Genomic DNA, 24,244 nt, shown 5'->3' with positions numbered 1-24,244 from the left:
GTACAAAAGGGGGTCACGCCATGGGGCGCGGCCGTCAAAAGGCAAAAGCTACCAAGCAGGCTCGGGACATCAAGTACTACTCCCCGAACACTGACTACTCGGCGCTTCAGCGTGAGCTGACGGGCCCGAGCAGCCGTCCCGCGAGCCATTACGCGAATGAGCCGGTTGAGCCGGACTATTCGGCTTATGTGGACAAGTACGCGGATGATTTGGAAGAAGACGACGACGAGGTAGACACCCGTCGCATCGGCTAGTCGTCGCATTGAGCTGTTGCCGTAACCGGACAACCGTGTGACGCCGCAGCACCAGGGGATCCAGGACGTGGGTGCCTGTGGTTTGGAGTCGTTCCCTGAGGACGCATTCAAGGACCAGTGCAGCGCTTCTTTTTCAGTATCCAGATCCAGGTGGATCAGGACTGATTTCAGTTATAGGGGCCCGCTGCCCGCACCCGAAATGGGGCAGGCAGCGGGCTTTCGTAGCTGATGCCCTCAGCCAGGATCAGGCCCCACTCCGGCGAGGGCTGCTGCGGTCCCAGCCCCAGGAATCCGAGGGCCGCCAGGGCAAGTGCGATCCCCGGCAGCCGAAGCATGGCATGCCGGAGGAGCGGCCGCACCACCGTAGGCAGGATGTAGGCAGCATGATCCGCGCCCGCCCCACTCCCAACCCGGCGGCAACAGCCAGAGCTGCACCGTGGGCGGATGGGCCGGTGACAGCTGCAATAACCAGGCCGGCCAGGATGGGGGGTGCCGCGTTCGCCACCTCAAGTGGGCCGGTGGCGGCCAGCGGGAAGAGCCCGACGGCGATTCCCACGGCCAGGCACACCAGCACCACTACCAGCGCGGTCCCGAGTGTTCCCACTGCGCCGTGCCCCACCCGGGCAAGGAGATCGCGACCGATGGCGTCGGCACCGAAGGGAAGCGACCATGTGGGCGCCGCCAGCCTGGCATGGGCAGAGGCAAACGGGTCGCGCAGCAGCCCGGCCAAGGTGACGAGCGCCAGCGACAGCGCCGGCAACAGCAGGCACGGTCAATTGCCGGCCGCGGCCGGACCGCGGCGGCTCCGCCAGCGGAAGCGAGCCGAAGCGGACCGCAGGCCCGATCAGAAGGTGCCGCGCCGCCGTCGTCAGCGTTCCCACCAGCAGGGCGAGCCCCATCAGTGCCAGCATGCCCGCCTGCAGGGCGGGAATGTCTTGGGCGCTGGCGGCGCCCAGCAGCGTCCGGCCCAGGCCCGGGATGGCGTAGACCTTCTCCACCGCGACAGCCCCGCCCGTGAGTCCGATGAGTACGAGCCCGATTTGCGGCAGAACGGCCGGCAGCGCCCGCCGGAGCACTGCCACGGTCAACCGCAGGGGTCCCGCCCCGGCCATGCGCCAGGTGGCCACCCACTTTTCCGCGAAGCCCGCGCGGACCGCGTCGGACAGCAGGAGACCCATGAGCCCGCCGGCAGGATTCCCCAGCGCAAGCGCCGGCAGCACAGCGTACTCCGTGCCCTTCCAGCCGAAGGGTGGAAACCACTGCAGCCAGACACCGCGCACCACCAGCAGCGCGGCGGCCAGCAGGAATTCCGGCAGGGAGGTAAGGGCGGCGGACAGGGCTCCCGACGCCGGCCTAGCACGCTGCTGCAATCGTGCACCAGGGCGGGGTCGACCTGTGCCACCTGGCCCACCGGGATCGCCTCCACTACGTCCGCGTCACCGGTCCGGATGGCGGCGGCCCTGGCGGTCCCGTCCGGCACGAACTGCACATCCAAGCCGTCGGCTTCCGCCTCCTCACCCCAATACCCGTCAAACCGGTCCAGCCTGGCCGAGGAGGTGCCGTCCACCGAGACCAACCGGAAGGAGCCTGTGCCGGCATTGACCGGACTCACCACGCCGCCTTCCTTGTATGCCGAGGCCGCGAGGATGGCCAGCTGCGGGCTGGACAGGCGCTGGGGAAGGAGGGGGTCCGGCGTGGCCGTCCTGATGACGGCGGCGGCGGGACCGTCCGCCCGCGCTGTGAGTTCCACGCCGTCCAGGATCCTCGGCTTGGGGCTGGCGTTTGCAGCGGCGGCCACTTCCGCCGAAGTCATGGCCGCCCGTCATGGAACTGCACCCCCTCGCGCAGACTGAAACGCGTCATCCTGCTGCCACGCCATTGCCAGCGCCGGTTTCGCCTCCCCGAGCTCATCCAGCTCCACCAGCGTCTGCGCAGTTTTCCAGCGTGACAGTTTGAAGGCGTCGTCGCTGAGCGGTGAGAGCCCGGACCGCGGTGGCTGGAGCATTGCCAGTTTGATGCGGCCGGCACCGTCGCCGCCTTCTGCCGTTTGTCCGGCTCCCGGTGAGAAGCATCCTGTCAGCGTGGCGGCCAGCAGCAGCGCTGACATTCCCGTGACTGCCGGACGGAGTGGGAATTTTGACATGGGGGAGCACCTGTTCCTTCTGTAGGGTTTCATGCACTTCCTGCCAGGCCGGAGAGAGGCCCCGGCCTTAGATTTTGGGGGGCAGCAGCCTGGAAAGTCCGACGGCGGGAATCACCATGAGTGCCGCCATCACTGCCCAGGGCCAGACGGCGTCCTGCCCCGGGTGGGTGGCGCCGGAGTAGAGCGGTCCCAGGGCAAGGTTCCCCAGCAACACAGCGCAGCCGCCTATGCTCGCCAGGAGTCCGTAGTAGATGCCGGTAGGCCGTCCGTTGGCAAAGTCAAGGACGAGCGGCATGGCTACCGGCCCGATGCACATATGCCCGAGGCAGAGCCCGGACACAAGCAGGATCGGCGGCAGGAGCTGCAAAGCGCCGGTGGCAGGGAACTGGGCGAGTACGGCCATGGTGGCGAAGGCCAGGGCTTTGAGGGTGAAGCCGAGAGTCAGAGCCCGGCCAGGGCCTAGCCGGTGGGTGAGCCGGGAGATGGGCAGCTGCAGCGTGATGGTCAGGACCGAGGCAACAGCAAACAACCCGGCCAGCGCGGCTGGCCCGGCCCCGCTCCTGGTCAGCTCGATGGGAAGGCCGAAATAAAGCTGGTTGTAGGCCAGCAGGTTGACACTGTAGAGCGCAGCGAAAGCCACGAAGCGCCTCTTCCGCAGCATCGCGCCGATGCCTTCGGTCCGCGGCGGCGAAGGAGGCGTTTTGTCCTGAATCGGGCCTGCGGCCCGGGCCGGCACGTTGCACCAAAGTACAACGGCCATCACCGCAAAGACGGCCGCCCCTGTCAGTGCTGCCCAGCTGAAAGACACGTCAAGCAGCAGGGCACCCACCAGGGGTCCGGTCACGGCCCCGATCTCACCGCAGATGGCGAGGAGCGCAAAAAGTCCAGGCGTCCGCCCACCGGTGCTCCGCCGTCGTTCTTCCGCTTTCCCCACCAGGGACTCCAGGGCAGGCGAGAACAGTGCGCCGCCCATTCCGGTCAGGACCGCGCCGAGGAGGAAGAGGGAAAAGCTGCCCGCCATGGCCAGGGTGAGGTACCCGGAAATACGCACCAGGCAGCCCGCCAGCATGGCCCGGCGCGGCCCCCACCGGTCCGTGATCATCCCGCCCACCAGAAAAAGGCCCTGCTGGCTGAAGACCCGGGCGCCCAGGACCACACCCACCGCTGTTGCCGCCATGCCGAAATCCCGGCTCATGACCAGTGCCAGGAAGGGCACCACCGCGTAAAAACCGATGTTGAAGACGAGTTGGCTCGCCAGCAACAGCCCGGGTGCCGGGCGGTGCTTGGGCAGGGCCGGGAGGACGGTGCCGTATGCTGCGGTCATGCTGTGGCCGCCGTAAGGTCACTCTTGGGACGCAGGGTGGACTGCATGGCTGCCGAAGCCTGCTCCAGGGCCGCGCCCGCGGAGCTTCTCGGCTTCTCCAGGACTTGGCGTGTGGGCGCGTGCTCAACGATCCGGCCTTGCGAGAGGACCTCCGTGCTGCCGCACATCCTGGCGGCGGTGACGAGGCCGTGGGTCACCAGGAGCAGTCCCAGCCCCTCCTCATGGACCAGGTTCTCCAGCAGCGCGAGAACAGTGTCCCGCAGGGGAAGGTCCAGACCGCTGACGGGTTCGTCCGCGCGCAGGTAGGCCGGTGGGACCATCAGCGCGCGGGCGATGGCCATCCGCTGCTTCTGCCCGCCGGACAGCTCTCCCGGGCGGCGTTCCAGCATCGCGGCCGGCACTTGCACGCGTTCCAGCGCCTCGGTAACCAGACGCTGGTTTCCCTCCACCCGAAGCTGCCGCAGGGGCTCCCTCAGCAGCTGGGAGACGGTCATCCGCGGATCAAGGCTGCCGGCCGGGTTCTGCGGAATGTACTGCACCGCCCGCCGGTACTGGCGCAACGTCCGGACCGGGCCCGGCTTCACTTCCTCCCCGCCCAAACTCACCGTGCCGGTGGACGGCTTGGCCAGTGCCAGCAGAATCCGCACCAGCGTGGACTTGCCGGAGCCGGAACTTGCCACCAGCGCCGTGCTGGTGCCGGGGGACAGGCTCAGATTGATGTTTTGGAGGGTGGGCTGCCGGCCGGTGCGGAAGCCGCTCCTTGGGTAGGCAAAGGAGATGCCGTTCGAAGCGCGGAGCAGTGCAACACGCTCGCCGGCTGCCAATGAGAACGTCAGAGACTCAACCAAGTTCCGGCTGTCGCTGGATAGCGAGAGGTTCTTCACGGACAGGGTGGGTGCAGGCATGGGACATCGTTGCGTGGCAGGACTATCAGGGGTCGAACCAATGCTGTCAATAATTATTCTCATCTAATGGCCGAACGCTCTCTCACTTGATGCGGCATCTCCACAAACGCTCTATCACTCCTGAGAGAGCGTTGCCGGAAAAGCCGCATGATCTGAGAGAGCGTTGCCGGAAAAGCCGCATGATCTGAGAGAGGGTTGGCAGAAAAGCCGCGGGAGGTGGTGGGGCGTCGGGGGGGCAAACGCCTGGCCGCCCCTATGAAGCTTCGTAGGGGCGGCCAGGATTGGCGCCATCAGGGGCGCAAGAAGAAACAGTTAGGCGTAGGCGTTGACCAGGCGGACCGCGCCGCCGTCGACGCCCTTGGCGCCCTGAACGTAGTCGGGGCCGGACTTGAGAATGGACTCGGAGTCCTCGGTGACCGTGCCCATGATCCAGGACGGGAGGCCGCGCTCGTTCAGGCGGGCGACGGCGGCATCCGCAGCTTCGGGGGACACGATGGCAACCATGCCCACGCCGAGGTTAAGCGTGCGTTCCAGGTCTGCCAGCGGCACGTTGCCCAGTTCGGACACGAGCTTGAAGATGGCCGGCAGTTCCCAGGTGGCACGGTCAACGGTGGCCACCAGTCCCTGGGGGAGGACGCGGGCCAGATTCGCGGCCAGGCCGCCGCCGGTGACGTGGCTGAAGCCGTGGACAGCGGCACTGCCCGTGACGGGGAAGGCGCGGGCAAGGTCCAGGCAGTCCGCTGCGTAGACGCGAGTGGGCTCCAGGAGTTCCTCGCCCAGGGTGCGGCCCAGTTCGGAGACCTGGCGGTCCAGTGCCCAACCGGCGTGGTTGATCACGCGGCGCACCAAGGAGTAGCCGTTGGAGTGCAGGCCCGAGGAAGCCATGCCGATCACCACGTCCCCGGCGCTGACGCGCTCCGGGCCCAGCAGGTTGTCGGCCTCGATGACTCCGGTGGCTGCCCCCGCAACGTCGTACTCGTGCTCGCCCAGCAGGCCGGGGTGCTCAGCGGTTTCGCCGCCCACCAGCGCCGTCCCTGCAACGGAGCAGGCTGCGGCGATGCCGCGGACGATGTCCGCGATGCGCTCGGGCACCACCTTGCCGCAGGCAATGTAGTCGGTCATGTAGAGGGGCTCGGCACCCACCACCACGATGTCATCCACCACCATGCCCACCAGGTCGAACCCGATGGTGTCATGGATGTCCATGGCCTGCGCGATCGCAACCTTGGTGCCCACACCGTCCGTGGAGGTGGCCAGCAGCGGCTTCTTGTAGGTCAGCAGTTTTGAGACGTCGTAGAGGCCAGCAAAGCCGCCCACCCCGCCGATCACCGATGAGTTGTGGGTGGCCTTGACGGCACCCTTCATAAGCTCGACGGCGAGGTCCCCGGCTTCAACGTCCACGCCGGCGGAGGCGTAGGTGATGCCGCCTGCGTTCGGATCGGATGTGTTGCCTGAGGCGGGGGCGGCGGAAGTCATACGGACTCTTTCTTGTCAGCGCCGGTGGCGGCGTGTACGTCTGGCACGATGTCGGCTTCGGTCAGCAGGTTTTCAAACTCGGAGTCCGGCCCCGGATCACAGCCGGTGGCCCCGGACTTCTCTGCCGGGTCCTCCGTGGAATCGACGGCCAGTGCTGCGGTTTCGCCCGGAAGCGCGGAGGGCGAAGGCTTCAGGCCGCCCAGGTCCTTGCGCTCCAGCAGGTTCTTGCCGAGTTTGTCTGCGTCGGGGAGCGTGATGGGGTACTTGCCCGTGAAGCATGCGGTGCAGAGGCGTTCGCGCGGCTGCCGGGTGGCGCCAATCATCCCGTCTTCGGAGATGTAGGCCAGCGAGTCGGCGCCGATGGCCTGGGAGATTTCCTCGATGGTGGCGCCGTTGGCGATCAACTCGGCGCGGGAGGCAAAGTCGATGCCGTAGAAGCAGGGCCACTGCACGGGCGGGGAGGAAATCTTGACGTGGACGGCGGCTGCACCGGCCTCGCGGAGCATCCGTACAATGGCGCGCTGGGTGTTGCCGCGGACGATGGAGTCGTCCACCACCACCACGCGCTTGCCGCGGATCACGGATTCAAGGGCATTGAGCTTGAGCCGGATGCCCAGCTGGCGCAGGGTCTGCGACGGCTGGATGAAGGTGCGGCCCACGTAGGAGTTTTTGACGAAGCCGTGCGCGAACGGAATGCCGGACTCTTCGGCGTAGCCCACGGCGGCAGGGGTGCCGGACTCAGGAACGGGTATGACGATGTCCGCCACCTGCGTGTTTTCGCGGGCCAGCTGGCGGCCCATCTCCACGCGTGACTCGTACACGGACCGGCCGGCGATGGCGGCGTCCGGACGCGCAAGGTAGACGTACTCAAAAACGCAGCCGGCCGGCGTCGGCTCCGCGAAGCGCTGGGAGCGAACACCCTGCTCGTCGATGGCGATGAATTCGCCCGGCTCGATTTCGCGGATGAAGCTGGCGCCCACGGTGGCGAGGCCCGACTGCTCGGAGGCGACCACCCAGCCGCGCTCCAGCCGGCCCAGGACCAACGGGCGGATGCCGTAGGTGTCCCGCGCGGCGTAGAGGGTGCCCTCGTCCATGAAGACGAAGCAGAAGCCGCCCTTGACCTTGGGCAGCAGCTCCATGGCGGTTTCTTCGAGGCTCTTGCCGGGCTCGCCTTCCAGCAGGGCGGTGACAAGGGCGGTGTCCGAGGTGTTGCCCTGCTTCATTTCGCCGGTGAGCTGGCCGCCGTTGCGCTCCTGGATCATGGCGTTGAGCTCGGCCGTATTGGTCAGGTTGCCGTTGTGCGCCAGCGCCACCGTGCCGGTGCTGGTGGCGCCGAGGGTGGGTTGGGCGTTGGCCCAGTGGCTGGCACCGGTGGTGGAGTAGCGGCAGTGGCCCACAGCCAGGTGCCCGGTCAGGGTGTTCAGCGTGGTCTCGTCGAAGACCTGGGAAACGAGGCCCATGTCTTTGTAGACGTTGATCCGCTTGCCGTCGCTGGTGGCAATACCAGCCGACTCCTGACCGCGGTGCTGCAGTGCATACAGCCCGTAATAGGTAAGTTTTGCTACTTCTTCACCTGGTGCCCAGACGCCGAAGACGCCACAGGCGTCCTGCGGGCCCTTTTCGCCGGGGAGAAGATCATGGGAAAGTTTTCCATCGCCGCGTGCCACTGGTCGATTATCTCACGTTATGCGGTATGACTTTTCCGGCCGCCTGTTTGTGACCGGGCAGCGGTTCAGCCTGGCTAGGGCTGGCTGTCCGTGTCTGGCTCGGAGTCCGGTACGGGTTCGACGACGGCCCGCTCCTGCCGCTTGATGCTGCGGCGGTCCAGGACCAGCGCCACTACGGCGCCGAGGATTGCGCCGGCGGCGGCGAAGGCCACCATGAAGAACCCGAAAACGGCCCCGGCGTCGAAGCTGGGGTTCGGGGGAACCGAGAAGGCCGCCACCGCTGCGGCCCCCACGCCCAACAGTGCGCCCAGTATGAGGAACGGCACATATTTGGGTGCGCGGCGGACAGTGATTTCGCGCCGCTCGGCCGGAAGTTCTTCGGAAGACATGCCATCTAGCCTACATTTCCGCCGTTGCCCTATCAGTTACGGCTGCACAAAACTACGGGATCGCCTTGACTGACAGGGCAACGGGTGAGGGTCAGCTGCCGCGGTAGGTGGAGTAGGCGAACGGGCTCAGCAGGAGCGGGACATGGTAGTGTTCCGGGCCGGTCACCTCGAACACCAGGTCCACTTCGGGGAAGAAGGTGGACGTCTGCAGGCCCGCGTAGTAGCTCCCGGTGGCGAAGTTGAGCTTGTAGTGCCCGGGCTCCAGCTGCTCCGGCCCAAGGTCCTTCGCCCGGCCGTCCGCGTCGGTAGTGGAGGCGGCAAGCTTCTGCCAGGTGCCGCCGTCGTTCTGGTAAAGCACGACGGCGACCCCCGCCGCCGGGCGTCCGGCACCGGTGTCGAGGATATGGGTGGTCACATGCGAGACGCTCATTCGGTAATCAGTCCTTCAAGCCGGAGTACGGCGATTTCGCGCAGCTGCTGGGCCACGATGCTGTCTTCTTCGGCAGGGGAGTTGGCAAGCCGTTCCTTCAGTGCCGCCAGGATTTCCGGTGCTGTGCGTCCGGCGGCGCGGATCAAAAAGACCCGGCCGAATTTCTCCTCGTAGTCCCTGTTGCCCTGGGCCAGCGCGCTAGCAAGTGCGGCATCCGCCGGGTCCACCCCGGCCTGCTCGGAACGTGACATGGACGCCTCGGCGGTGGCCGCCGTCGGACGCTCCCCGATGCGCGGATGGTGGGCCATGGCGGACTCAACCTCGGCAGGGGTGAAGGGGCTGGCGGCGCCGGACGCGAAGTCCAGGAGCGCATCCTTGCTGGGGAACGGGCGTGCCGCGGCAACCGCGTCCACCCAGCGTGTGACGTCGATGCAGGGCCTCAGGGTGTCAGCGGCCTTGGCGGGGTCCGCGGTGTTGAATTCGGCAAGCTTCATGCTGTCGGGATCCTTGGTGGTGGAAATGTGCTGGCATCCATGGTGACGGCTATGCGGACGCCGGACTGCCCGGCACCCCGCGAGCACTTCGATTCTTACAGGGCTTCCGCATCATGGAACTGTTATTTCAGCATACGTAATATTGAAAAGCAGGCTTGCCGTGGTGTCAAGACATTACAACAGCGGTGCGCACCCAGCCGGTATTATCCCCGGAGAGTAGTGGAGCTCGTATCCTCGCCACCTCCTTGAACTACCGCGGCGATATCCGACCGCTGCAGGAGCCTGTCACTGCCGCGTCCAGCCAGCGGCTGTCCATGTCGTTGTGGATGGACCCGATGGCGTCCTCGGCGGCAGGGCCGCGGAAGTGGCGGGCCACCAGGACCTCAGTCATTGCTGAACGCCTCTTCGGCTGTGCCATACGCCGTGAGGACCTTGTCCATGCTGGTCAGCTGCAGCACCATCTTCACCTGCGGCTGCACGGCGGCGATGCGGAGGTCTCCGCCTGCCTGGCGGGCCGCCTTGAGGCAGCCGATGAGCGCGCCGAGGCCGGACGAATCCATGAACGCCGTATTTTTCAGGTTCACCACTATCCGGTTGGAGCCGAGCCGCCGGCGATGACGTCGGTGACGAACTCGCGGAGCTTGGGCGCGGAAACCATGTTCAGCCGCCCGTCCGCCTTGACCTCCGCGTACTAATCTCGGACCTCGTAACTGAATTCCATCAGGACTCCTTTTCTTGATCTGCGGGTTCTGGGGCCTGCTGGTAGCCCTTATAGAGCACTGCCCGAACCAGGATGCTCATGATCACCAGGTCGAAGATGACCCAGGCGACGTTCACCAGTGCGCCCAGCGGTTCTGCCAGGCCGGTGGCCAAGCGGATAATTCCGACGACGGCAGCCACCGCCAGCAGCACGGACACCACGATCTGTGGCCGGATCAGGCTCCAGCTGGGTCCGCCGCTCCGGCGGGCCTTTGGGAGTGACCGCGAACCCGAGGGGACGGCCGAACCAGACGTTGCGCGCCGCCGTCGAACATGCCTTGATCCAGGTGGGGAACAGCGCCAGGCTGTACTGCTGGCCACGCCAGGTGGGGATGCCGCGGCCGGCGACCGCAAACAGGATCTGGTTGACCACCATGAAAGGGATGAAGCGGACGAAGAAGTCCCAGCTCCGGCTGGTGACCGGCAGGATGCCCAGCAGCAGGTAAATTCGGTTGACTCAACAGTGCACCGCGCCCACCAGCATGGCACCAACCTTCCTCGCACCACAGTGGGAGCGCGCGAATTACATGAATCTGTTTGCTGAACCGGACGACCACGGCATTGGGCGGTCCCGCGGTGGCTTGAGCACAAAGATTCACGCTTTGGTTGACGGCAGAGGCAGGCCGCTGGTGCTTCTGGTTGCCCGCGGCCAAGGCGGAGATGGACCCATGTTCACCCACCTGACGGACCAGTTGAAGATCAACCGGGCCGGCAGGCCACGCACCCGCCCGGACCGAGTCCGCGGCGACAAGGCGTACTCATCCAAAGCCATCCGAGCCCACCTTCTCGACCGGGGCATCGTCGCTGTTACCCGCAACCATCCGACCAGACCGGTCATCGAAAACGAGGTGGATCCAGGGGCGGCAGACCTCCGGCTTTCGACAGAGAGGACTGGCAACCCGCTACGACAAACTCGCGCCCACCTATCGTGGCGGAGCAGTCCTCCGGGCAATCAGCATCTGGCTGACAGCTTTAGGAGACACGCCCTAGCCCCAGCCGGGCGTGGAAGCGCACCATTCCCGCCTGAAATGATCACGATAGAACAACTTTTCAAACAGTTTCCTGCCCTATGGCCTACCCCTTGGACAGACCGGTCTGTCTGCTGATGTAGTGTCTTCTCGTGATGAACGACATCCAAGGCCCTGTAGCTGGAACAGTTGCTGTTTCTGCCCGTTCCGGGTGCGCTCCTGTTGGCGCGCGGCAACGCATCATTGATGCCGCGTGCGAGTTGTTCGCTGAGCGCGGCATCCGCGATGTGGGCATAGCTGAGCTGATTTCCCGGGCGGGAGTGGCCAAAGCAACGTTCTACGGCCACTTCGCCTCCAAGGACGATCTGGTCCTCGAATTCCTGGCGCGTTGCCACCAGGACCAGACCCTGGAAGGAATCATCGCCGAAACCAGCCGGCGCGCTGATAACCCGACCGGGCGGTTGCTGGCCATTTTCGATGTTCTGGACGGATGGTTCCGCCAAGAGGGTTTTCAGGCCTGCGCTTTCGTAAGCACCATGCTTGAAATGGGAGTCAACCATCCAGCAGGCGAGGCCTCCGTGGATTACCTGGCCAAGGTCAGGGTTTTCATCAAGGCGCTGGCTAAAGAGGCCTGCCTTGACCGGCCGGACGAATTTGCCCGGTCCTGCCACATCCTCACCAAAGGCTCCATCATCTCGGCGGTCGAAGGCGACCAGGAAGCTGCCGTGCTGGCCAAACACATGGCCGCGTCCCTGATCTCCGCACATGGCGGCGCTGCCCGCGCCCCCACACCTCTGGCCCCCGCCCGGGCGGAAGGACATATTTTTTAAGGCCGCACCAAGGCCGTTGCAGGTGAACCTAGAAAATTCAAGCGACAGAAAGCAGGGAACGATCACAAATGGAAACATCGGATTACGCGCGTTTCGTTCAGGACTGCATTGCCGCTGACACGTTGTGCGATCACAGGATCAAAGAGGACGAGCTGTATGGGCTGTACCTCAGCTGGTGCTTCCTCCACCGGCAACAACCCGCTTCGTGCACATCGTTCTGGGCTGCGATGTCAAAAATGGGGGTTCACGAGCGAACCGGCAGCACCAGCCGCTACCTCCGGCCGGGACTACGAATGACCGGCCCCGCCGCCGTGGACTACATCCTCACCAGCCGCCCCAGCCTGGTCTAATCATCTAACTCCCCTTACGGAAAGAAACTAGCTTACATTCGGCGGGAGTCGCTAAACCTGACAGTTTGCAATTCGGTAAGGCTCCTTCAGGTACCCTTCGACCTTGCTGCCGGTACGCCCATCGTTGGTGCTGTCAGCGCATTAGTACACGTTGTCCGCTTCGGCCGAGCTGATGGGGAAGTTTCCTTCAGCAAAATTTGCACGACCCTCAGAGCCATCATTACGCCCGGAAGGACATCAGAGGGACGACGAAAGACCTGTACTCACGGCAACGCTGGCAGCATGTAATGCTTTACTGCTTTCAGCGGGGTGCACGCCCCCTCCTGGCGAGGACCACCATGCGATAGCAGTTGGGTCAAACAAAGACTTCGCCGGTTTTGAACCGCGCAGCAGATTCATTGTCGCTGGGCCGAAACGAGCAGGGCCGGATACTGGGAAGGATCTTCAACAAGACCGACGAAAACGTCGATCTTGTCATAGGAGACCGCGACTATGAACTGCGCACGAGCATTCCAGCACAGGGGAAGGTGAATCTCAGGACACCCCGACTGTCCTCAGCAGCACAGAAACCAGACCAGGCGCCCGGACGGACCTGACAGTCAAAAACCCGCGGCAACACGACAAGTTCTGATGTGGCCGTACTCACCGGACACTGGAGCAATACGCCCCCTACGTTCCCAAATAGGTTCCTCGGTTGCCCCCACGCCAATCCCCTGCCGCCTTCGCCCAGCACCCCTGCCCTCTAACGAGATGGTCCAGACCCGGACAGGGACTGCCCGGCTTTTGTTGACTCGGGTCTTGGGCGGCCGCTGTGAGCGCGGTCCGGTTGATTGTTTCATATTCGACGGGCGTGAGTTTGCCGAGCCGTCTTTGCCGTCGCCGGCGGTGGTAGGTCCGGTCGATCCAGGTCGTGATGGCCAGTGGGAGGTCCTGTCTGGTGAGCCACCGCTGACGGTCCAGGACGTTCTTCTGCAGCAGCGAGAAGAAGGACTCCATTGCGGCGTTGTCCGCGCACGCGCCGACCCTGCCCATCGATCCGGTGAGCCCCTGGTGCCGGAGCGATTCGATGAAGCGGCGAGACCGGAACCGGGAGCCTCGATCCGCGGTTCGGCCCGATGGTTGATCTTGTGGAAATCCTAAGACCCGCTTGCCCTGAGCTTGAGGTACACCGTGGACACTCGAAGAAAGCAGCAGCTTCAGGCATAGCGGTCGACGGCGATCCAAGCCGAACTGGACGGCTTGCGGGAAGGCGGGGAAGCCATGGGAAATTTTGCGATCAAGGAACAGGCGGCGGCCAAGGCTGCCGCCGGTGCGGCCCAGGCCAAGGGCCAGGCATTGCTGCGCGTCTACTTCCACAGGCGCAAAGTGCGCGCTGCGGCGAAGGCGTTGGCGGCGGCTCTGGCGGAATCGAGGGAAGTGTGGAGCTGGCCCGGGGACCGGCTTCCCGTTGGGGCGGAAATGTCCCAGCAGGTGGAAAGGCTCACCCGGAGGCTCAAACTGGAGACAGAAGCCCACAACAGGCTGGAGGCCCTGTTCAGGGCTGCGGACGGAGGACGTTCCGTACTGGCACATTAAGTGCCACACTTAGGAGCATTCGAGCGGCTGGGGGATACAGTCAGGAGATTGCAGTGCTTGGTACACAGGGTGGGCCTACCTTATCGCGGGACTTATGACCGTTGACGCGCTGCTTCTGGCCCTGTGGGCCATCGACGAGGACTGGCCCGGCCGCTGGTGGAGGAAACCCTGATCGTCCATTGGAACGGAAAAAGACTGTGAACGATCCGGGAGGACCGCTCACAGTTTTTTCGACGTCAGTGGTGTGCTGACGGAAGGCTAGAGGCCGAGCACGCGGTTCAGCAGGTTTGCCAGGCCACTCGTGCCGTTGCCATCCAGCAGCCCTGCCACGGTGCACAGGAGGTTGCCTGCGCCGGGAACAGCAGTGGTGATGGACGTCCCTGTTACGCCGCGGATTTCCGGCTTTCCAGAAGAATTCGCCCGCGCGCTCGATGGGATCGAGGACGGTGCTGTTCGTTCAGGCGCGCAGGTCCAGGCGCATCAGCACCCGCGGAAAGCCGTTGAGCACAGAATCGGTATCTGCAGCCTTGGTGAAGCCTGCGTCTTCAAAGAGCTTTCGGGTGCCCACATAGGCCATGGTGAGGTCGACTTTCCGCCCGCCGTTGTCTACCGGGTAGCCCTCGATGGCCGGCGCTCCATAACTGCGGGCCATATCGACGGCGCCCGCCAGCAAATCGTGTGAAATCCCCCGGCCACGGTGTCCGGGGCGCACCCGGATACACCACACTGACCACACGTCCCGGCTGTCCACGTGCGGGATCTTCCGGTTCCCGGCGAAACTTGTGCCGGCGCGCGGGTGGACCGCTGCCCACCCCACTGGCTCACCGCCGTCGTACGCCAACACCCCCGGCGGGGGATCCTGTGCCACCAATTTCCTCACAAGCTCCGCCCGCTCCGTTCCCCGCAGCGCCTGGTTCTGTTTTGACGGGATGCGGTAGCTCAGGCACCAGCACACGGTGGCGTCCGGCCGCTTGGGGCCAAGGATTATCCTGACGTCCTCGAACAGGGCTGCCGGGCGGACCTCTATCGCCATGAGGCCATCCTGTCAGGGGCGGCGGGAACCGGCAATGACCTTACTCGCCCGGAATCCGTCCGATGCTCCATGCTGCGACCTTGCCGAGGTCAACCCTGGTTGCCGGAACGCGTACACGGGTTCCTCCTGAAAGCAGCACCGGCTCCAAAAAATGGATGTAGCGGTTTTGGCTTACCGGCAGAGGGCCGGGTTCTACCGCCTGGGCATCCAACGTGTCGAAGACCTCGGCGATGGCCGGGCTGCCGATCCGGACCTGGTCATTCTGCCGCTGCGCCCATGCACGCGCGGACACCACCGAGCCGGAGATCGTGGTTCCGCCAACCACCACGGTGAGCTCTACCGTGGTGTCATCGCCGATCCTGGTCATCGGTGCCAACAGCCGCATGAGCCGCGGATCAACTTCGTACCAGAACTCTGCTGCGAAGCGTTCCCGGTTGGCGCCGTAGTTCTCTTCGTACTCCGCGGCCACCCTGGAAATTGCTTCTTCTGCGGTCTCGTCGGCCATGGCTTGTCCTCTCGCGGTTCCTGGGAGTTGGAGTGCTCCTACGAGCTTAGTTTCCACCCTGTCAGCCCGCGCTGGCCGTCACTACACTGGGACGCATGACCGAGCAGGAACCCGCCCGGCAGCGGGCGGCTTCGGCCTCCGACGGCGGGGAGCGCCTTCGCGAGGACGTTGCCGCCACCTCCGCACCAGGCGGGGACGGTGACGCTCCGCGCCTTACGGATCCTGGCGCCGTCGACACCTCCCTGCGCAGTCCTGCGCAGCGGTTCCGCACGTTCACCGGGATCCTGGTGAACACCGCCGTCGCCAACATCACCACCAGCTACCTGTGGTTTGCCCTGACCTTTTGGGTGTACCTGGAGACGCGCAACGTCATTGCCACCGGTGTGGTGGGCGGGGCGTACATGCTGCTGATCGCCCTTTCCAGCATCAGCTTCGGCACTTTCGTGGACCGCTACCGGAAGCTCACCGTGATGCGCTTCGCTGCCGGCTTCACCCTGGTGATGTTCGTCCTGTCCGGAGCCATGTTCCTGCTGACACCCACCCCACGGCTGCTGGACCTGACGCAGCCCTGGTTCTGGATCTTCACCATGATCATCCTGATCGGTGCGGTGGTGGAGAACATGCGCAACGTCGCGCTCTCCACCACGGTGACCATCCTCATCGAGCCTGACCGGCGTGCCAACGCCAACGGCCTCGTGGGCATGGTGCAGGGGCTGGCGTTCATCGTCACGTCAGTGCTTTCCGGGCTTTCGGTTGGGCTCCTGGGCATGGGCTGGACCGTGGCCGTGGCAGTGGTGCTGACGGCTTTGGCTTTCGCGCACCTGCTGACGCTGCGCATGCCGGAGGAGATCCGGGTTGCGGCCACGGATGCGCACGGCGGTTTCGACCTGCGCGGCTCTTTCGCCGCGGTCCTGGCGGTCACGGGATTGTTCGCACTGATCCTGTTCTCTACGTTCAATAACTTCATTGGCGGCGTCTATATGGCCTTGATGGACCCTTACGGCCTGGAGATGTTCCCCGTGGAGCTGTGGGGAGCCGTCTTCGCGCTGGGCTCCACCGGGTTCATCATCGGCGGTGCGCTGATCGGCAAGTTCGGACTTGGCGCCAACCCGCTGCGCAGCCTGCTTCTCGCGGTGGTGGCAATGGGGTTCCTCGGTGCCGTGTTCACCATCCGGGAGTGGGCCTGGCTCTATGTTGCGGGCATTTGGCTTTACCTGGTCCTGGTGCCGTTCGTTGAAGCGGCTGAGCAGACGGTCATCCAGCAGGTTGTGCCCCTGCCGCGGCAGGGCCGGGTGTTCGGGTTCGCCATGGCGTTCGAGTCCGCTGCTGCGCCCATCACCGCATTCCTCATTGCGCCGATTGCCCAGTTCTGGATCATTCCCTATGCACGGTCCGCCGAGGGGGCCGCCCAGCTGGCACCGCTGCTTGGTGAAGGCACATCCCGGGGCATAGCCCTGGTGTTCCTGATCGCAGGGATCATCATGGTGGCGGCTGCGCTGCTGGCTTTCCTGACCCCGGTCTACCGCAGGGTTTCGGCGTCCTACCTGCAGGCGGCGAAAGCGGCGGTCAACGACTCTTAACGCCGGACGCTCCCGCAGTGCAGGAGCGTCCGGGGTAAAGCCGCGTTAAGTGCGGGAGCGTTAGAGTCCCAGGGCTTCCTTCAGCTCTGCGACGTGGCCGTCTGCCTGGACCTGGTACTGCGCCAGGGTGACTTTGCCTTCGGGGTCCACCACAACGGTGGAGCGGACGATGCCTTCGACGATCTCGCCCTTGACCAGCTTCTCGCCCCATGCGCCGTAGACGAGGGCCACCGCGTGGTCGGGGTCGGAGAGCAGCGGGAACGTCAGGGAGAAGTCGCCGGTGAAGCCGGCCAGGGCCTCGGGGGCGTCGGGGGAGATGCCGATGACCTCGTAGCCCTTGCCCTGCAGGGAGGACAGGCTGTCGCGGAAGTCGCAGGCCTCGGTGGTGCAGCCGGGGGTGGCGGCCTTCGGGTAGAAGTACACGATGACATTCTTGCCACGGTAGTCGGCCAAGGAGGTTTCCCGGCCCTGGGCGTCCTTGAGGGTGAACTCAGGGGCCTCGGTTCCGGGCTGCAGCCTGTTGGTCAGAGTGGGGCTCATGGTGTTCCTTTGGAAGGGTCGGTCATTAATGGCCAAGCATCTAGTGAAGCGGTTCCGCGCTCACGGGTACAACTTCGGCGTCATATGCAGTATTCCGCCGGCCCGCGCACACTGGCGTGCGGGCCGGGAATGAACTGGTATCCGCCGCCGCGCACTGTGGCCACGGCGTGCCTGGCGTTGCCCAGCTTGCGCCGGATCCGGCCGACGTACACGTCGATGGACCGGGCGGTGGCGCCGGGGAAGTGCAGGGACTCCAGGAACTCCTGCAGTTCCTCCCGGCCAACCGTGCGGGACAGGTGCGTCACCAGGTAGCGCAGCACCTTGTATTCGACGCCGGTCAGCTGCACGTGGCTGCCGTCCAGCAGGACGGTTTCGGCGGCAAGGTCCACGGCAACCCGGCTGACGGGCCCGGCCGACGGCGGCAGGCGCGTGCCGCCGTCGTCCTGGCTATCGCCGGGGTGCTCCGCCTCGGGAGGAGTGCGAGAGGAGTGGTCTGCGGCTCCTTCCGCTGCGGCGGAGACCCCGGACATGGGGGCTCCGGCGGCAGGCCAATGGACTTCCGCCTCCGGAGCAGTTTCGAGGGCCCGGGCAAGGACCAGTTGGGCGGCGCGGTGCAGGAGTTCCGGGCTGGTTCCTTCCGCCGGAACCACCCACACGGCCAGCCCGCGGGCGGCAGCTTTGGGTGGGGCCCTCCGCGGACGGTAAGGCGCCCTCGGATGGTGGGCTTCCACTGCCATGGCTCGTCCCTAAACGCCGCCGCGGCGGATCAGCTTGCCCGTGGGGGTCTGGCCGTCCACCACGGCGCCGCGCAGGAAGGTCTTGCGGACCACTCCTGACAGGGTCTTGCCGTCGTACGGGGTGATGGGGTTCTTGTGCTTGAGCTTGGACACGTCCACCACGAAGGCCTCATCAGGGGCGAAGATGGCGAAATCGGCGTCATAGCCCAAGGCCAGCTGGCCCTTGTTGGTGAGGCGGGCCAGGGCTGCGGGCTTCTCGCCCATCCATGAGACAACCTGCTCCAACGGAATGCCGCGGTGCCGTGCCTCGCTCCAGATCAGGGACAGTCCCAGCTGCAGGGAAGAGACGCCGCCCCAGGCAACGGCGAAATCACCGTTCTCCAGGTCCTTCAGGTCCAGGGTGGAGGGGGAGTGGTCCGAGACGATGCAGTCGATGGTGCCGTCCAGCAGGCCCTGCCACAGCAGCTCCCGGTTGGAGGCCTCACGGATGGGCGGGCAGCACTTGTACGCGGTGGCGCCGTCCGGGATTTCCTCGGCCATCAGGGTCAGGTAGTGCGGGCACGTCTCCACGGTGAGCTTGACGCCGTCCCGCTTTGCACTGGCAATCATGGGCAGCGCGTCCGACGACGACAGGTGCAGGATGTGCGCACGCGCACCGGTCCAGCGGACGCGCTCGATGACCTCGGCGATCGCCTTGTTCTCGGCGCCGCGCGGGCGGGACGCCAGGAAGGTCTGGTAGTGGTCACCGCCGGGGTGCGGTGCACGGTCGATGGCGTGGGAGTCCTCGGCGTGGACGATCATGAGGGAGTCGAAGGACTTCAGCTCGGCCATGTCCTCCTCCATCTCGTCCGCGTCCAGGTGCGGGAACTCGTCCACGCCCGAGTGCAGGAGGAAGCATTTGAAGCCGAACACGCCTTCGTCATGCAGGGCCCGCAGGTCACCCTTGTTGCCGGGGATCGCACCGCCCCAGAATCCGACGTCGATGAACGCCTGGTCCTCGGCCACCTCGCGCTTGAGCTTCAGGTTTTCCACCGTGGTGGTGGGCGGGACGGAGTTCAGCGGCATGTCGATGATGGTGGTCACGCCGCCGGCCGCTGCTGCACGGGTGGCGGAGGCGAAGCCCTCCCACTCGGTGCGGCCGGGCTCGTTAACGTGGACGTGGGTGTCCACCAGGCCTGGGATCAGGGTTTCATCATCGTTCAGCTCGATGACCTCGGCGCCGGCCAGGCCGTTGCCCAGCGGCTCGATGGCAACGATCTTCCCGCCGCGGACGCCCACTTCACGCGGCGCGATGCCGGCGGTGGTCAGGATGCGCTGGCCACGGATGACCAGGTCAAAACGTTCTTCAGACATGGAGGTCCTCCTTGGTACGTGGGGTGCGGGCGAGCCGGTCGGCAGCCAGCCTCCCGCTGATCTGGGTGCCCAGCTGCTCCAGAAGCGGCGCTGCCTCTGCTATGCACCTGTTTACATCGCTTTCGAGTTCGGTCAAAGCGTAAACGTCCTCGAAGCCGGCGGCTGTTGCCTGGCCCTGGATGAGGGTGGTCCGCCCGCACACGGCGACTACAGGAACACCCTGCGCGGCGGCTGCCCGGGCCACGCCCATGGGCGTCTTGCCCAGGAGGCTCTGCTCGTCCAGGGATCCTTCCCCGGTAATCACCAGGTCGGCGCCGGCCAGGCGTTCGGCCAGACCTGTGAATTCGAGGACGACGTCGATGCCAGGGCGGCGGGTTGCGGCCAGGGCGGCGATGGCGGCGTAGCCCACCCCGCCGGCCGCCCCCGCCCCGGGAGCTTCCGCCGCCTTGACGGCGCGGAATCCGATTTCCCTGGCCAGGACTTCGACAAACCTGGCCAGGGCGGCGTCGAGCACGTCGACGTCCTGTTGTGTGGCGCCCTTCTGCGGGCCGAAAACCGCCGCGGCGCCCTGGGCGCCCAGCAGGGGATTGTCGACATCGGATGCCAGCACAAAGCGTGTGTCCACCAGGCGGGGTTCGAAATCGGTGAAGTCGATGCTGTGCAGGTTTGCCAGCGCGGCCCCGCCCGGCGGGAGTTCGTTGTTCCTGCTGTCCAGGAACCTGGCGCCGAGCCCCTGCAGGAGCCCCGCACCGCCGTCGGTATTTGCACTGCCGCCAACACCCAGGACAATCCGGCGGCAGCCGGCGTCCAAGGCAGCCCGGATCAGCTGTCCGGTGCCCAGGCTGGTTGCCGTGGTGGCGGCAGCGGAATCCGGACGGCCACCTTTCTGAACTGCCGGCAGCAGGGCGAGCCCGGAGGCGGTGGCCATTTCGATGACGGCCTCGTGGCCGCGGACTGCGAAATCGGCTTCCACCGGCAGACCGTTAGGGCCGCTTACCGTTGCGGTGCGGCGGGTGAAGCCGGAGCCGACGGCGGCGTCGAGGGTGCCCTCGCCGCCGTCGGCCACTGGAATCCGGACCACGTCAAGGTTGCCGCCGGCGCCGCGCTGCAGGCCCTTCTCCAAGTGGCTGCAGACCTCGGGGGCGGACAGCGATCCCTTGAACTTGTCCGGAGCTATGACGATCCGCATGGCGGTGCCTGTCTTTCCTGTTTAGGCCTGGAGCGCCAGGATGGCGGTGGGGGCGTCGGCTGCGGACTCGGCCAGTTCCTCGAACTCGTTCACGGCGTTGATTTCCACACCCATGGAGATGTTGGTGACCTTTTCCAGGATCACTTCCACCACCACCGGAACCTGGAACTCGCCCATCAGTGCCTTGGCCTTGTCGAACGCTGCGGCGAGGTCGTTGGGGTCCTCCACGCGCACGGCCTTGCAGCCCAGGCCCTCGGCCACCTTCAGGTGATCCACGCCGTAGCCGCGGGTGTCCTCCGACAGGTGTGCGCTGTTGATGTTCTCGAACGCCAGGGACACGTTCTGCTCCATCTTGAACCCGCGCTGGGACTGGCGGATCAGGCCCAGGTAGGAGTTGTTCACCACCACATGGATGTACGGGAGGTTGAACTGTGCGCCCACGGCCAGTTCCTCGATCATGAACTGGAAGTCGTAGTCGCCGGAGAGCGCCACCACAGTCTCGTCCGGCTTGCCGCGGACGACGCCGAGGGCTGCCGGGGCGGTCCAGCCCAAGGGGCCTGCCTGGCCGGCGTTGATCCACTTGCGCGGGCCGAACACGTGCAGCATCTGGGCGCCGGCGATCTGGGACAGGCCGATGGTGGACACGTAGATGGTGTCGCGGCCGAAGGACTTGTTCATCTCCTCGTACACGCGCTGGGGCTTGATCGGGATGTTCTCGAAGTGCGTCTTGCGGTGCAGCGACGCCTTCCGTTCCTGGCACTCGGCAACCCAGGCGCTGTAGTCCGGCAGGGACCCGGCGGCCCTGCCCTCTTTGGCGAGTTCAACCAGCCCGGCCAGCGCCGCGCCGGCGTCGGACGCGATGCCCAGGTCCGGCGAGAACACGCGACCGATCTGCGTGGGCTCGATGTCGATGTGCACGAACTTCCGGCCGGCGGTGTAGGTCTCCAGGCCGCCGGTGTGGCGGTTGGCCCAGCGGTTGCCGATGCCGATCACGAAGTCGCTCTGCAGGTAGTTCTCGTTGCCGTAGCGGTGGGAGGTCTGCAGGCCCACCATGCCGGCCATGAGCTGGTGGTCGTCCGGGATGGTGCCCCAGCCCATGAGGGTGGGGATGACGGGGATGTTCAGGGTCTCGGCCAGTTCCACCAGCTGAGCGGAGGCGCCGGCGTTGATGATGCCGCCGCCGGCCACGATCAGCGGGTGCTGGGCCGCGGTGAGCATGTCCAGGGCCCTTTCCAGCTGCTTGCGGGAGGCCTTTGGCTTTTCGATCGGCAGGGGCTCGTAGGTGTCGATGTCGAATTCGATCTCGGCCAGCTGCACGTCGATGGGCAGGTCCAGCAGCACCGGGCCGGGGCGGCCGGAGCGCATCAGCTGGAAGGCCTTCTGGAAGGCGCCGGGAACCTGGCCGGGCTCCAGGATGGTCATGGCCATTTTGGTGACGGGCTTGGCGATGGACTCGATGTCCACGGCCTGGAAGTCTTCCTTGTGCAGCTTGGCAACCGGAGCCTGTCCGGTGATGCAGAGCATGGGGATGGAGTCTGCCCAGGCGGCGTAGAGGCCGGTGATCATGTCCGTGCCGGCGGGGCCGGAGGTGCCGATGCAGATGCCGATGTTGCCGTCCTTGGCACGGCTGAAGCCGTCGGCCATGTGGCTGGCGCCTTCGACGTGGCGGGCCAGGGTGTGACGGATGCCGCCGTGGGCGCGCATTGCCGAGTAGAAGGGGTTGATGGCGGCGCCTGGCAGGCCGAACGCCTCGATGGCGCCTTCCTTTTCCAGGATGGCAACCGCTGCATCAACGGTACGCATCTTGCTCATGGGGTGCTCCTTGGGAAACTTGGGAACCCTTTGCGGGCTGTTTTTGGGTGTAGTGGGGGAGCCGCCGTCGTGATGTACGACGGCGGTTGTCCCGTTGTGCTTGTTGTCGCGCCTTGGCGCCGGGGTTACTCCCGGCCGCTGAGCTGGAGGACCTGCTTGAAGAGTCCGGAGTGGTCCAGTGCGCCCTCACCCTGGTTGACGGTAGCGGCGACGAGCTGTGCGACGACGGCGCCAAGGGGGATGGCGACGTTGGCTTCGCGGGCGGCGGAGGTGACGATGCCCAGGTCCTTGTGGTGGAGGGCCAGGCGGAAGCCGGGGTCGAAGTTGCGGTCCAGCATCTTCTGGCCCTTCTGGTCAAGGACCTTGGAACCGGCCAGGCCGCCGCCGAGGACCTTGAGGGCGGCGTCGGTGTCCACGCCGTAGGCCTCGAGGAAGGCGATGGCCTCGCCGAGGACTTCGATGTTGACGGCGACGATGAGCTGGTTGGCTGCCTTGACGGTCTGGCCCGAGCCGGAGGGGCCGACGTGGACGATGGTCTTGCCGACGGCGCTCAGGACATCCGAGGCTGCCTCGAAGTCTTCCTTGTCGCCGCCCACCATGATGGAGAGGACGGCGTCGATGGCGCCCTGTTCACCCCCGGAAACGGGGGCGTCGAGGGGACGGATGCCGGCTTTGCGGGCTTCGTCCGAGAGGCGCTTGGCGACGTCCGGGCGGATGCTGGAGGCGTCGATCCACAGGGTGCCCTGCTTGGCGTTGGCGAAGACGCCGTCCTTGCCGCTCACGACGCCCTCGACATCGGGGGAGTCGGGCACCATGGTGATGACGACGTCGGCATCCTTCACGGCGTCTGCAATGCTCGCGGCGCCCTTGCCGCCTTCGGAGACGAGCTTGTCGGTCTTGTCCTGGCTGCGGTTGAAGCCGGTGACGGTGTGGCCGGCCTTGACCAGGTTGATGGCCATGGGCAGGCCCATGATTCCGAGTCCGATAACTGCAACGTTGCTCATGATGGTTCTCTTTCTGAAGTCTGTGGTGGTGCGGGGTGCGGGTCAGCGGGAGGCGTGTTCGCGGATGGCCCAGCTGAAGGCCGTTTCCTGCGGTTCCTTGTACTCGAGCCCGACGTAGCCCTGGTAGCCGAGTTCGCGGCTGCGGGCGATCCATTCCCCGAGCGGGAGGGTGCCGGTGCCGGGGGCGCCACGGCCGGGGTTGTCCGCAATCTGGATGTGGCCGAAGTCCTTGGCGTGGTTTTCGATGACGGATTCGACGTCGTCGCCGTTGACGGACAGATGGTAGAAGTCCGCGAGGAGCTTGATGTTTTCGACGCCGGCCTCTGCCTTGACGCGGGCGATGACCTTGAGTGCGTCGTCGGCGGTGAGGAGCGGGTACCTGGGGGCGCCGCTGACGGGTTCGAGGAGGACGGTGCCGCCGATCCGGGCGACTCCTTGGGCTGCTGAGGCGAGGTTCCTGGCTGCCAGTTCGTCCTGCTCCTCAGGGGTGGATTCGTCCTGCCGGTTGCCGTAGAGAGCGTTGAAAGCCTTGCAGCCGAGACGCTCGCCGATGCCGGTGACAACTTCGATGTTGTCCTTAAACTCGGACTCGCGTCCCGTCCACGACACAAGGCCGCGGTCGCCGCCGGGCATGTTGCCGGCGTTGAAGTTCAGGCCGGTGAGCTGAACGCCGGCGTCCTTGATGGCGTTCTCGAACCTGGTGATCTCGGAGTCGGCCGGGACGGAGGTTTCAAAGGGCCACCAGAACTCCACGGCATCGAAACCTGCTGCCTTGGCGGCGGCCGGGCGCTCCAGCAGGGGAAGCTCCGTGAGGAGGATGGAGCAGTTCACTGTGTACGTCATCGTAGGTCCTTCCGAGGAGGGCTTTGATCTATCTTCCCCTGCTTACCGGCTTTTTTGCCGTTTCCGCTTTGCGGAATTTAGATT

The 24,244-nt window shown here is 65.6% G+C and carries 24 protein-coding genes and 5 pseudogenes; 5 read left to right on the top strand and 24 right to left on the bottom strand.

The features are described from left to right. The first annotated feature begins 20 nt into the window (after positions 1–20). A complete protein-coding gene (locus tag FDW81_RS16965) occupies positions 21–254 on the top strand; it encodes a DUF3073 domain-containing protein (protein WP_138135377.1) in 234 nt (77 codons plus the stop codon). Between the two features lie 167 nt (positions 255–421). Here the strand turns inward: FDW81_RS16965 and FDW81_RS18545 are convergent, their stop codons facing one another. From FDW81_RS18545 to FDW81_RS16905, 14 genes and pseudogenes are all read right to left on the bottom strand, one after another. Then, positions 422–616: a hypothetical protein gene (locus FDW81_RS18545; RefSeq protein ID WP_240720386.1), complete on the bottom strand. Its 195-nt coding sequence runs from the start codon at positions 614–616 to the stop codon at positions 422–424. Positions 617–760: 144 nt separating this feature from the next. Then, positions 761–1,624, bottom strand: a complete 864-nt coding sequence (locus FDW81_RS18540) for an ABC transporter permease subunit (protein WP_240720384.1) — start codon at positions 1,622–1,624, stop codon at positions 761–763. 77 nt (positions 1,625–1,701) lie between these two features. Then, positions 1,702–2,067, bottom strand: a pseudogene (locus FDW81_RS18535) (ABC transporter substrate-binding protein); the annotation flags it as partial. A gap of 9 nt (positions 2,068–2,076) precedes the next feature. After that, complete coding sequence (locus tag FDW81_RS18530; protein WP_240720382.1) at positions 2,077–2,397, bottom strand: hypothetical protein; 321 nt, start codon at positions 2,395–2,397, stop codon at positions 2,077–2,079. 67 nt (positions 2,398–2,464) lie between these two features. Beyond that, complete coding sequence (locus tag FDW81_RS16950; protein WP_138135375.1) at positions 2,465–3,721, bottom strand: MFS transporter; 1,257 nt, start codon at positions 3,719–3,721, stop codon at positions 2,465–2,467. Then, on the bottom strand, positions 3,718–4,626 hold the full coding sequence (locus tag FDW81_RS16945) for an ABC transporter ATP-binding protein (RefSeq protein WP_138135374.1): 909 nt from the start codon (positions 4,624–4,626) through the stop codon (positions 3,718–3,720). The genes FDW81_RS16950 and FDW81_RS16945 overlap by 4 nt, the downstream gene beginning before the upstream one ends. A gap of 312 nt (positions 4,627–4,938) precedes the next feature. Continuing rightward, on the bottom strand, positions 4,939–6,102 hold the full coding sequence (purM, locus tag FDW81_RS16940) for a phosphoribosylformylglycinamidine cyclo-ligase (RefSeq protein ID WP_138135373.1): 1,164 nt from the start codon (positions 6,100–6,102) through the stop codon (positions 4,939–4,941). Next, positions 6,099–7,769 carry an amidophosphoribosyltransferase gene (gene purF / locus FDW81_RS16935; RefSeq protein WP_138135372.1) on the bottom strand — a complete coding sequence of 557 codons (1,671 nt, stop codon included), beginning with the start codon at positions 7,767–7,769 and terminating at the stop codon, positions 6,099–6,101. The genes purM and purF overlap by 4 nt, the downstream gene beginning before the upstream one ends. A gap of 74 nt (positions 7,770–7,843) precedes the next feature. After that, on the bottom strand, positions 7,844–8,158 hold the full coding sequence (locus FDW81_RS16930) for a hypothetical protein (protein WP_138135371.1): 315 nt from the start codon (positions 8,156–8,158) through the stop codon (positions 7,844–7,846). Positions 8,159–8,249: 91 nt separating this feature from the next. Further along, positions 8,250–8,588, bottom strand: coding sequence for a hydroxyisourate hydrolase (gene uraH / locus FDW81_RS16925; RefSeq protein ID WP_138135370.1), 339 nt, complete (start codon positions 8,586–8,588; stop codon positions 8,250–8,252). Then, positions 8,585–9,082: a 2-oxo-4-hydroxy-4-carboxy-5-ureidoimidazoline decarboxylase gene (gene uraD / locus FDW81_RS16920; RefSeq protein ID WP_138135369.1), complete on the bottom strand. Its 498-nt coding sequence runs from the start codon at positions 9,080–9,082 to the stop codon at positions 8,585–8,587. The genes uraH and uraD overlap by 4 nt, the downstream gene beginning before the upstream one ends. A 250-nt stretch (positions 9,083–9,332) precedes the next feature. Beyond that, positions 9,333–9,473 (bottom strand): hypothetical protein, encoded by a 141-nt coding sequence (locus tag FDW81_RS16915; RefSeq protein ID WP_240720380.1) that lies wholly within the window; start codon positions 9,471–9,473, stop codon positions 9,333–9,335. After that, positions 9,466–9,746, bottom strand: a pseudogene (locus FDW81_RS16910) (STAS domain-containing protein). The gene FDW81_RS16915 and the pseudogene FDW81_RS16910 overlap by 8 nt, the downstream one beginning before the upstream one ends. Before the next feature lie 56 nt (positions 9,747–9,802). Then, positions 9,803–10,289: pseudogene (locus FDW81_RS16905) on the bottom strand (cellulose synthase); the annotation flags it as partial. Here FDW81_RS16905 and FDW81_RS16900 point away from each other — a divergent pair. Both FDW81_RS16900 and FDW81_RS16895 read left to right on the top strand, forming a co-directional pair. Further along, a pseudogene (locus FDW81_RS16900) lies at positions 10,290–10,831 on the top strand (transposase); the annotation flags it as partial. Positions 10,832–10,964: 133 nt separating this feature from the next. Next, positions 10,965–11,639, top strand: a complete 675-nt coding sequence (locus tag FDW81_RS16895; protein ID WP_138135392.1) for a TetR/AcrR family transcriptional regulator — start codon at positions 10,965–10,967, stop codon at positions 11,637–11,639. Between the two features lie 1,154 nt (positions 11,640–12,793). Here FDW81_RS16895 and FDW81_RS16885 read toward each other — a convergent pair. Continuing rightward, positions 12,794–13,093: pseudogene (locus FDW81_RS16885) on the bottom strand (IS3 family transposase); the annotation flags it as partial. Positions 13,094–13,249: 156 nt separating this feature from the next. Between FDW81_RS16885 and FDW81_RS16880 the strand changes: the two are divergent. Beyond that, the gene (locus FDW81_RS16880; protein ID WP_240720378.1) at positions 13,250–13,564 is read left to right on the top strand and encodes a hypothetical protein; all 315 of its coding nucleotides are present in this window, start codon (positions 13,250–13,252) and stop codon (positions 13,562–13,564) included. Between the two features lie 457 nt (positions 13,565–14,021). Here the strand turns inward: FDW81_RS16880 and FDW81_RS16870 are convergent, their stop codons facing one another. Together FDW81_RS16870 and FDW81_RS16865 are read right to left on the bottom strand one after the other, a co-directional pair. Then, entirely contained in the window at positions 14,022–14,597 is a 576-nt protein-coding gene (locus FDW81_RS16870) for a GNAT family N-acetyltransferase (protein WP_138135366.1), read from the bottom strand. Between the two features lie 40 nt (positions 14,598–14,637). Continuing rightward, positions 14,638–15,102 carry a hypothetical protein gene (locus FDW81_RS16865; protein ID WP_138135365.1) on the bottom strand — a complete coding sequence of 155 codons (465 nt, stop codon included), beginning with the start codon at positions 15,100–15,102 and terminating at the stop codon, positions 14,638–14,640. 95 nt (positions 15,103–15,197) lie between these two features. Between FDW81_RS16865 and FDW81_RS16860 the strand changes: the two genes are divergently transcribed. After that, entirely contained in the window at positions 15,198–16,682 is a 1,485-nt protein-coding gene (locus tag FDW81_RS16860; RefSeq protein WP_240720376.1) for an MFS transporter, read from the top strand. Between the two features lie 60 nt (positions 16,683–16,742). Here the strand turns inward: FDW81_RS16860 and bcp are convergent, their stop codons facing one another. From bcp to FDW81_RS16825, 7 genes are all read right to left on the bottom strand, one after another. Continuing rightward, on the bottom strand, positions 16,743–17,222 hold the full coding sequence (bcp, locus tag FDW81_RS16855) for a thioredoxin-dependent thiol peroxidase (protein WP_138135364.1): 480 nt from the start codon (positions 17,220–17,222) through the stop codon (positions 16,743–16,745). An 80-nt stretch (positions 17,223–17,302) separates the two neighbouring features. Further along, on the bottom strand, positions 17,303–17,959 hold the full coding sequence (locus FDW81_RS16850; RefSeq protein ID WP_138135363.1) for a winged helix-turn-helix domain-containing protein: 657 nt from the start codon (positions 17,957–17,959) through the stop codon (positions 17,303–17,305). A gap of 9 nt (positions 17,960–17,968) precedes the next feature. Next, a complete protein-coding gene (gene allB, locus FDW81_RS16845; protein ID WP_138135362.1) occupies positions 17,969–19,312 on the bottom strand; it encodes an allantoinase AllB in 1,344 nt (447 codons plus the stop codon). Continuing rightward, positions 19,305–20,501 carry a glycerate kinase gene (locus FDW81_RS16840; protein WP_138135361.1) on the bottom strand — a complete coding sequence of 399 codons (1,197 nt, stop codon included), beginning with the start codon at positions 20,499–20,501 and terminating at the stop codon, positions 19,305–19,307. Before FDW81_RS16840 ends, allB begins: the two co-directional genes overlap by 8 nt. A gap of 21 nt (positions 20,502–20,522) precedes the next feature. Next, complete coding sequence (gene gcl / locus FDW81_RS16835) at positions 20,523–22,313, bottom strand: glyoxylate carboligase (RefSeq protein ID WP_138135360.1); 1,791 nt, start codon at positions 22,311–22,313, stop codon at positions 20,523–20,525. Between the two features lie 125 nt (positions 22,314–22,438). Continuing rightward, on the bottom strand, positions 22,439–23,317 hold the full coding sequence (locus FDW81_RS16830; protein WP_138135359.1) for a 2-hydroxy-3-oxopropionate reductase: 879 nt from the start codon (positions 23,315–23,317) through the stop codon (positions 22,439–22,441). Between the two features lie 42 nt (positions 23,318–23,359). Then, positions 23,360–24,160 carry a hydroxypyruvate isomerase family protein gene (locus tag FDW81_RS16825; RefSeq protein WP_138135358.1) on the bottom strand — a complete coding sequence of 267 codons (801 nt, stop codon included), beginning with the start codon at positions 24,158–24,160 and terminating at the stop codon, positions 23,360–23,362. Positions 24,161–24,244: the final 84 nt, after the last annotated feature.

It is taken from the genome of Pseudarthrobacter sp. NamB4 (assembly GCF_005796185.1).
In the GTDB taxonomy this organism is placed as follows: domain Bacteria; phylum Actinomycetota; class Actinomycetes; order Actinomycetales; family Micrococcaceae; genus Arthrobacter.
Note: the sequence above shows the minus strand (reverse complement) of the source record. Positions and strands in the feature narration are given on the sequence as shown.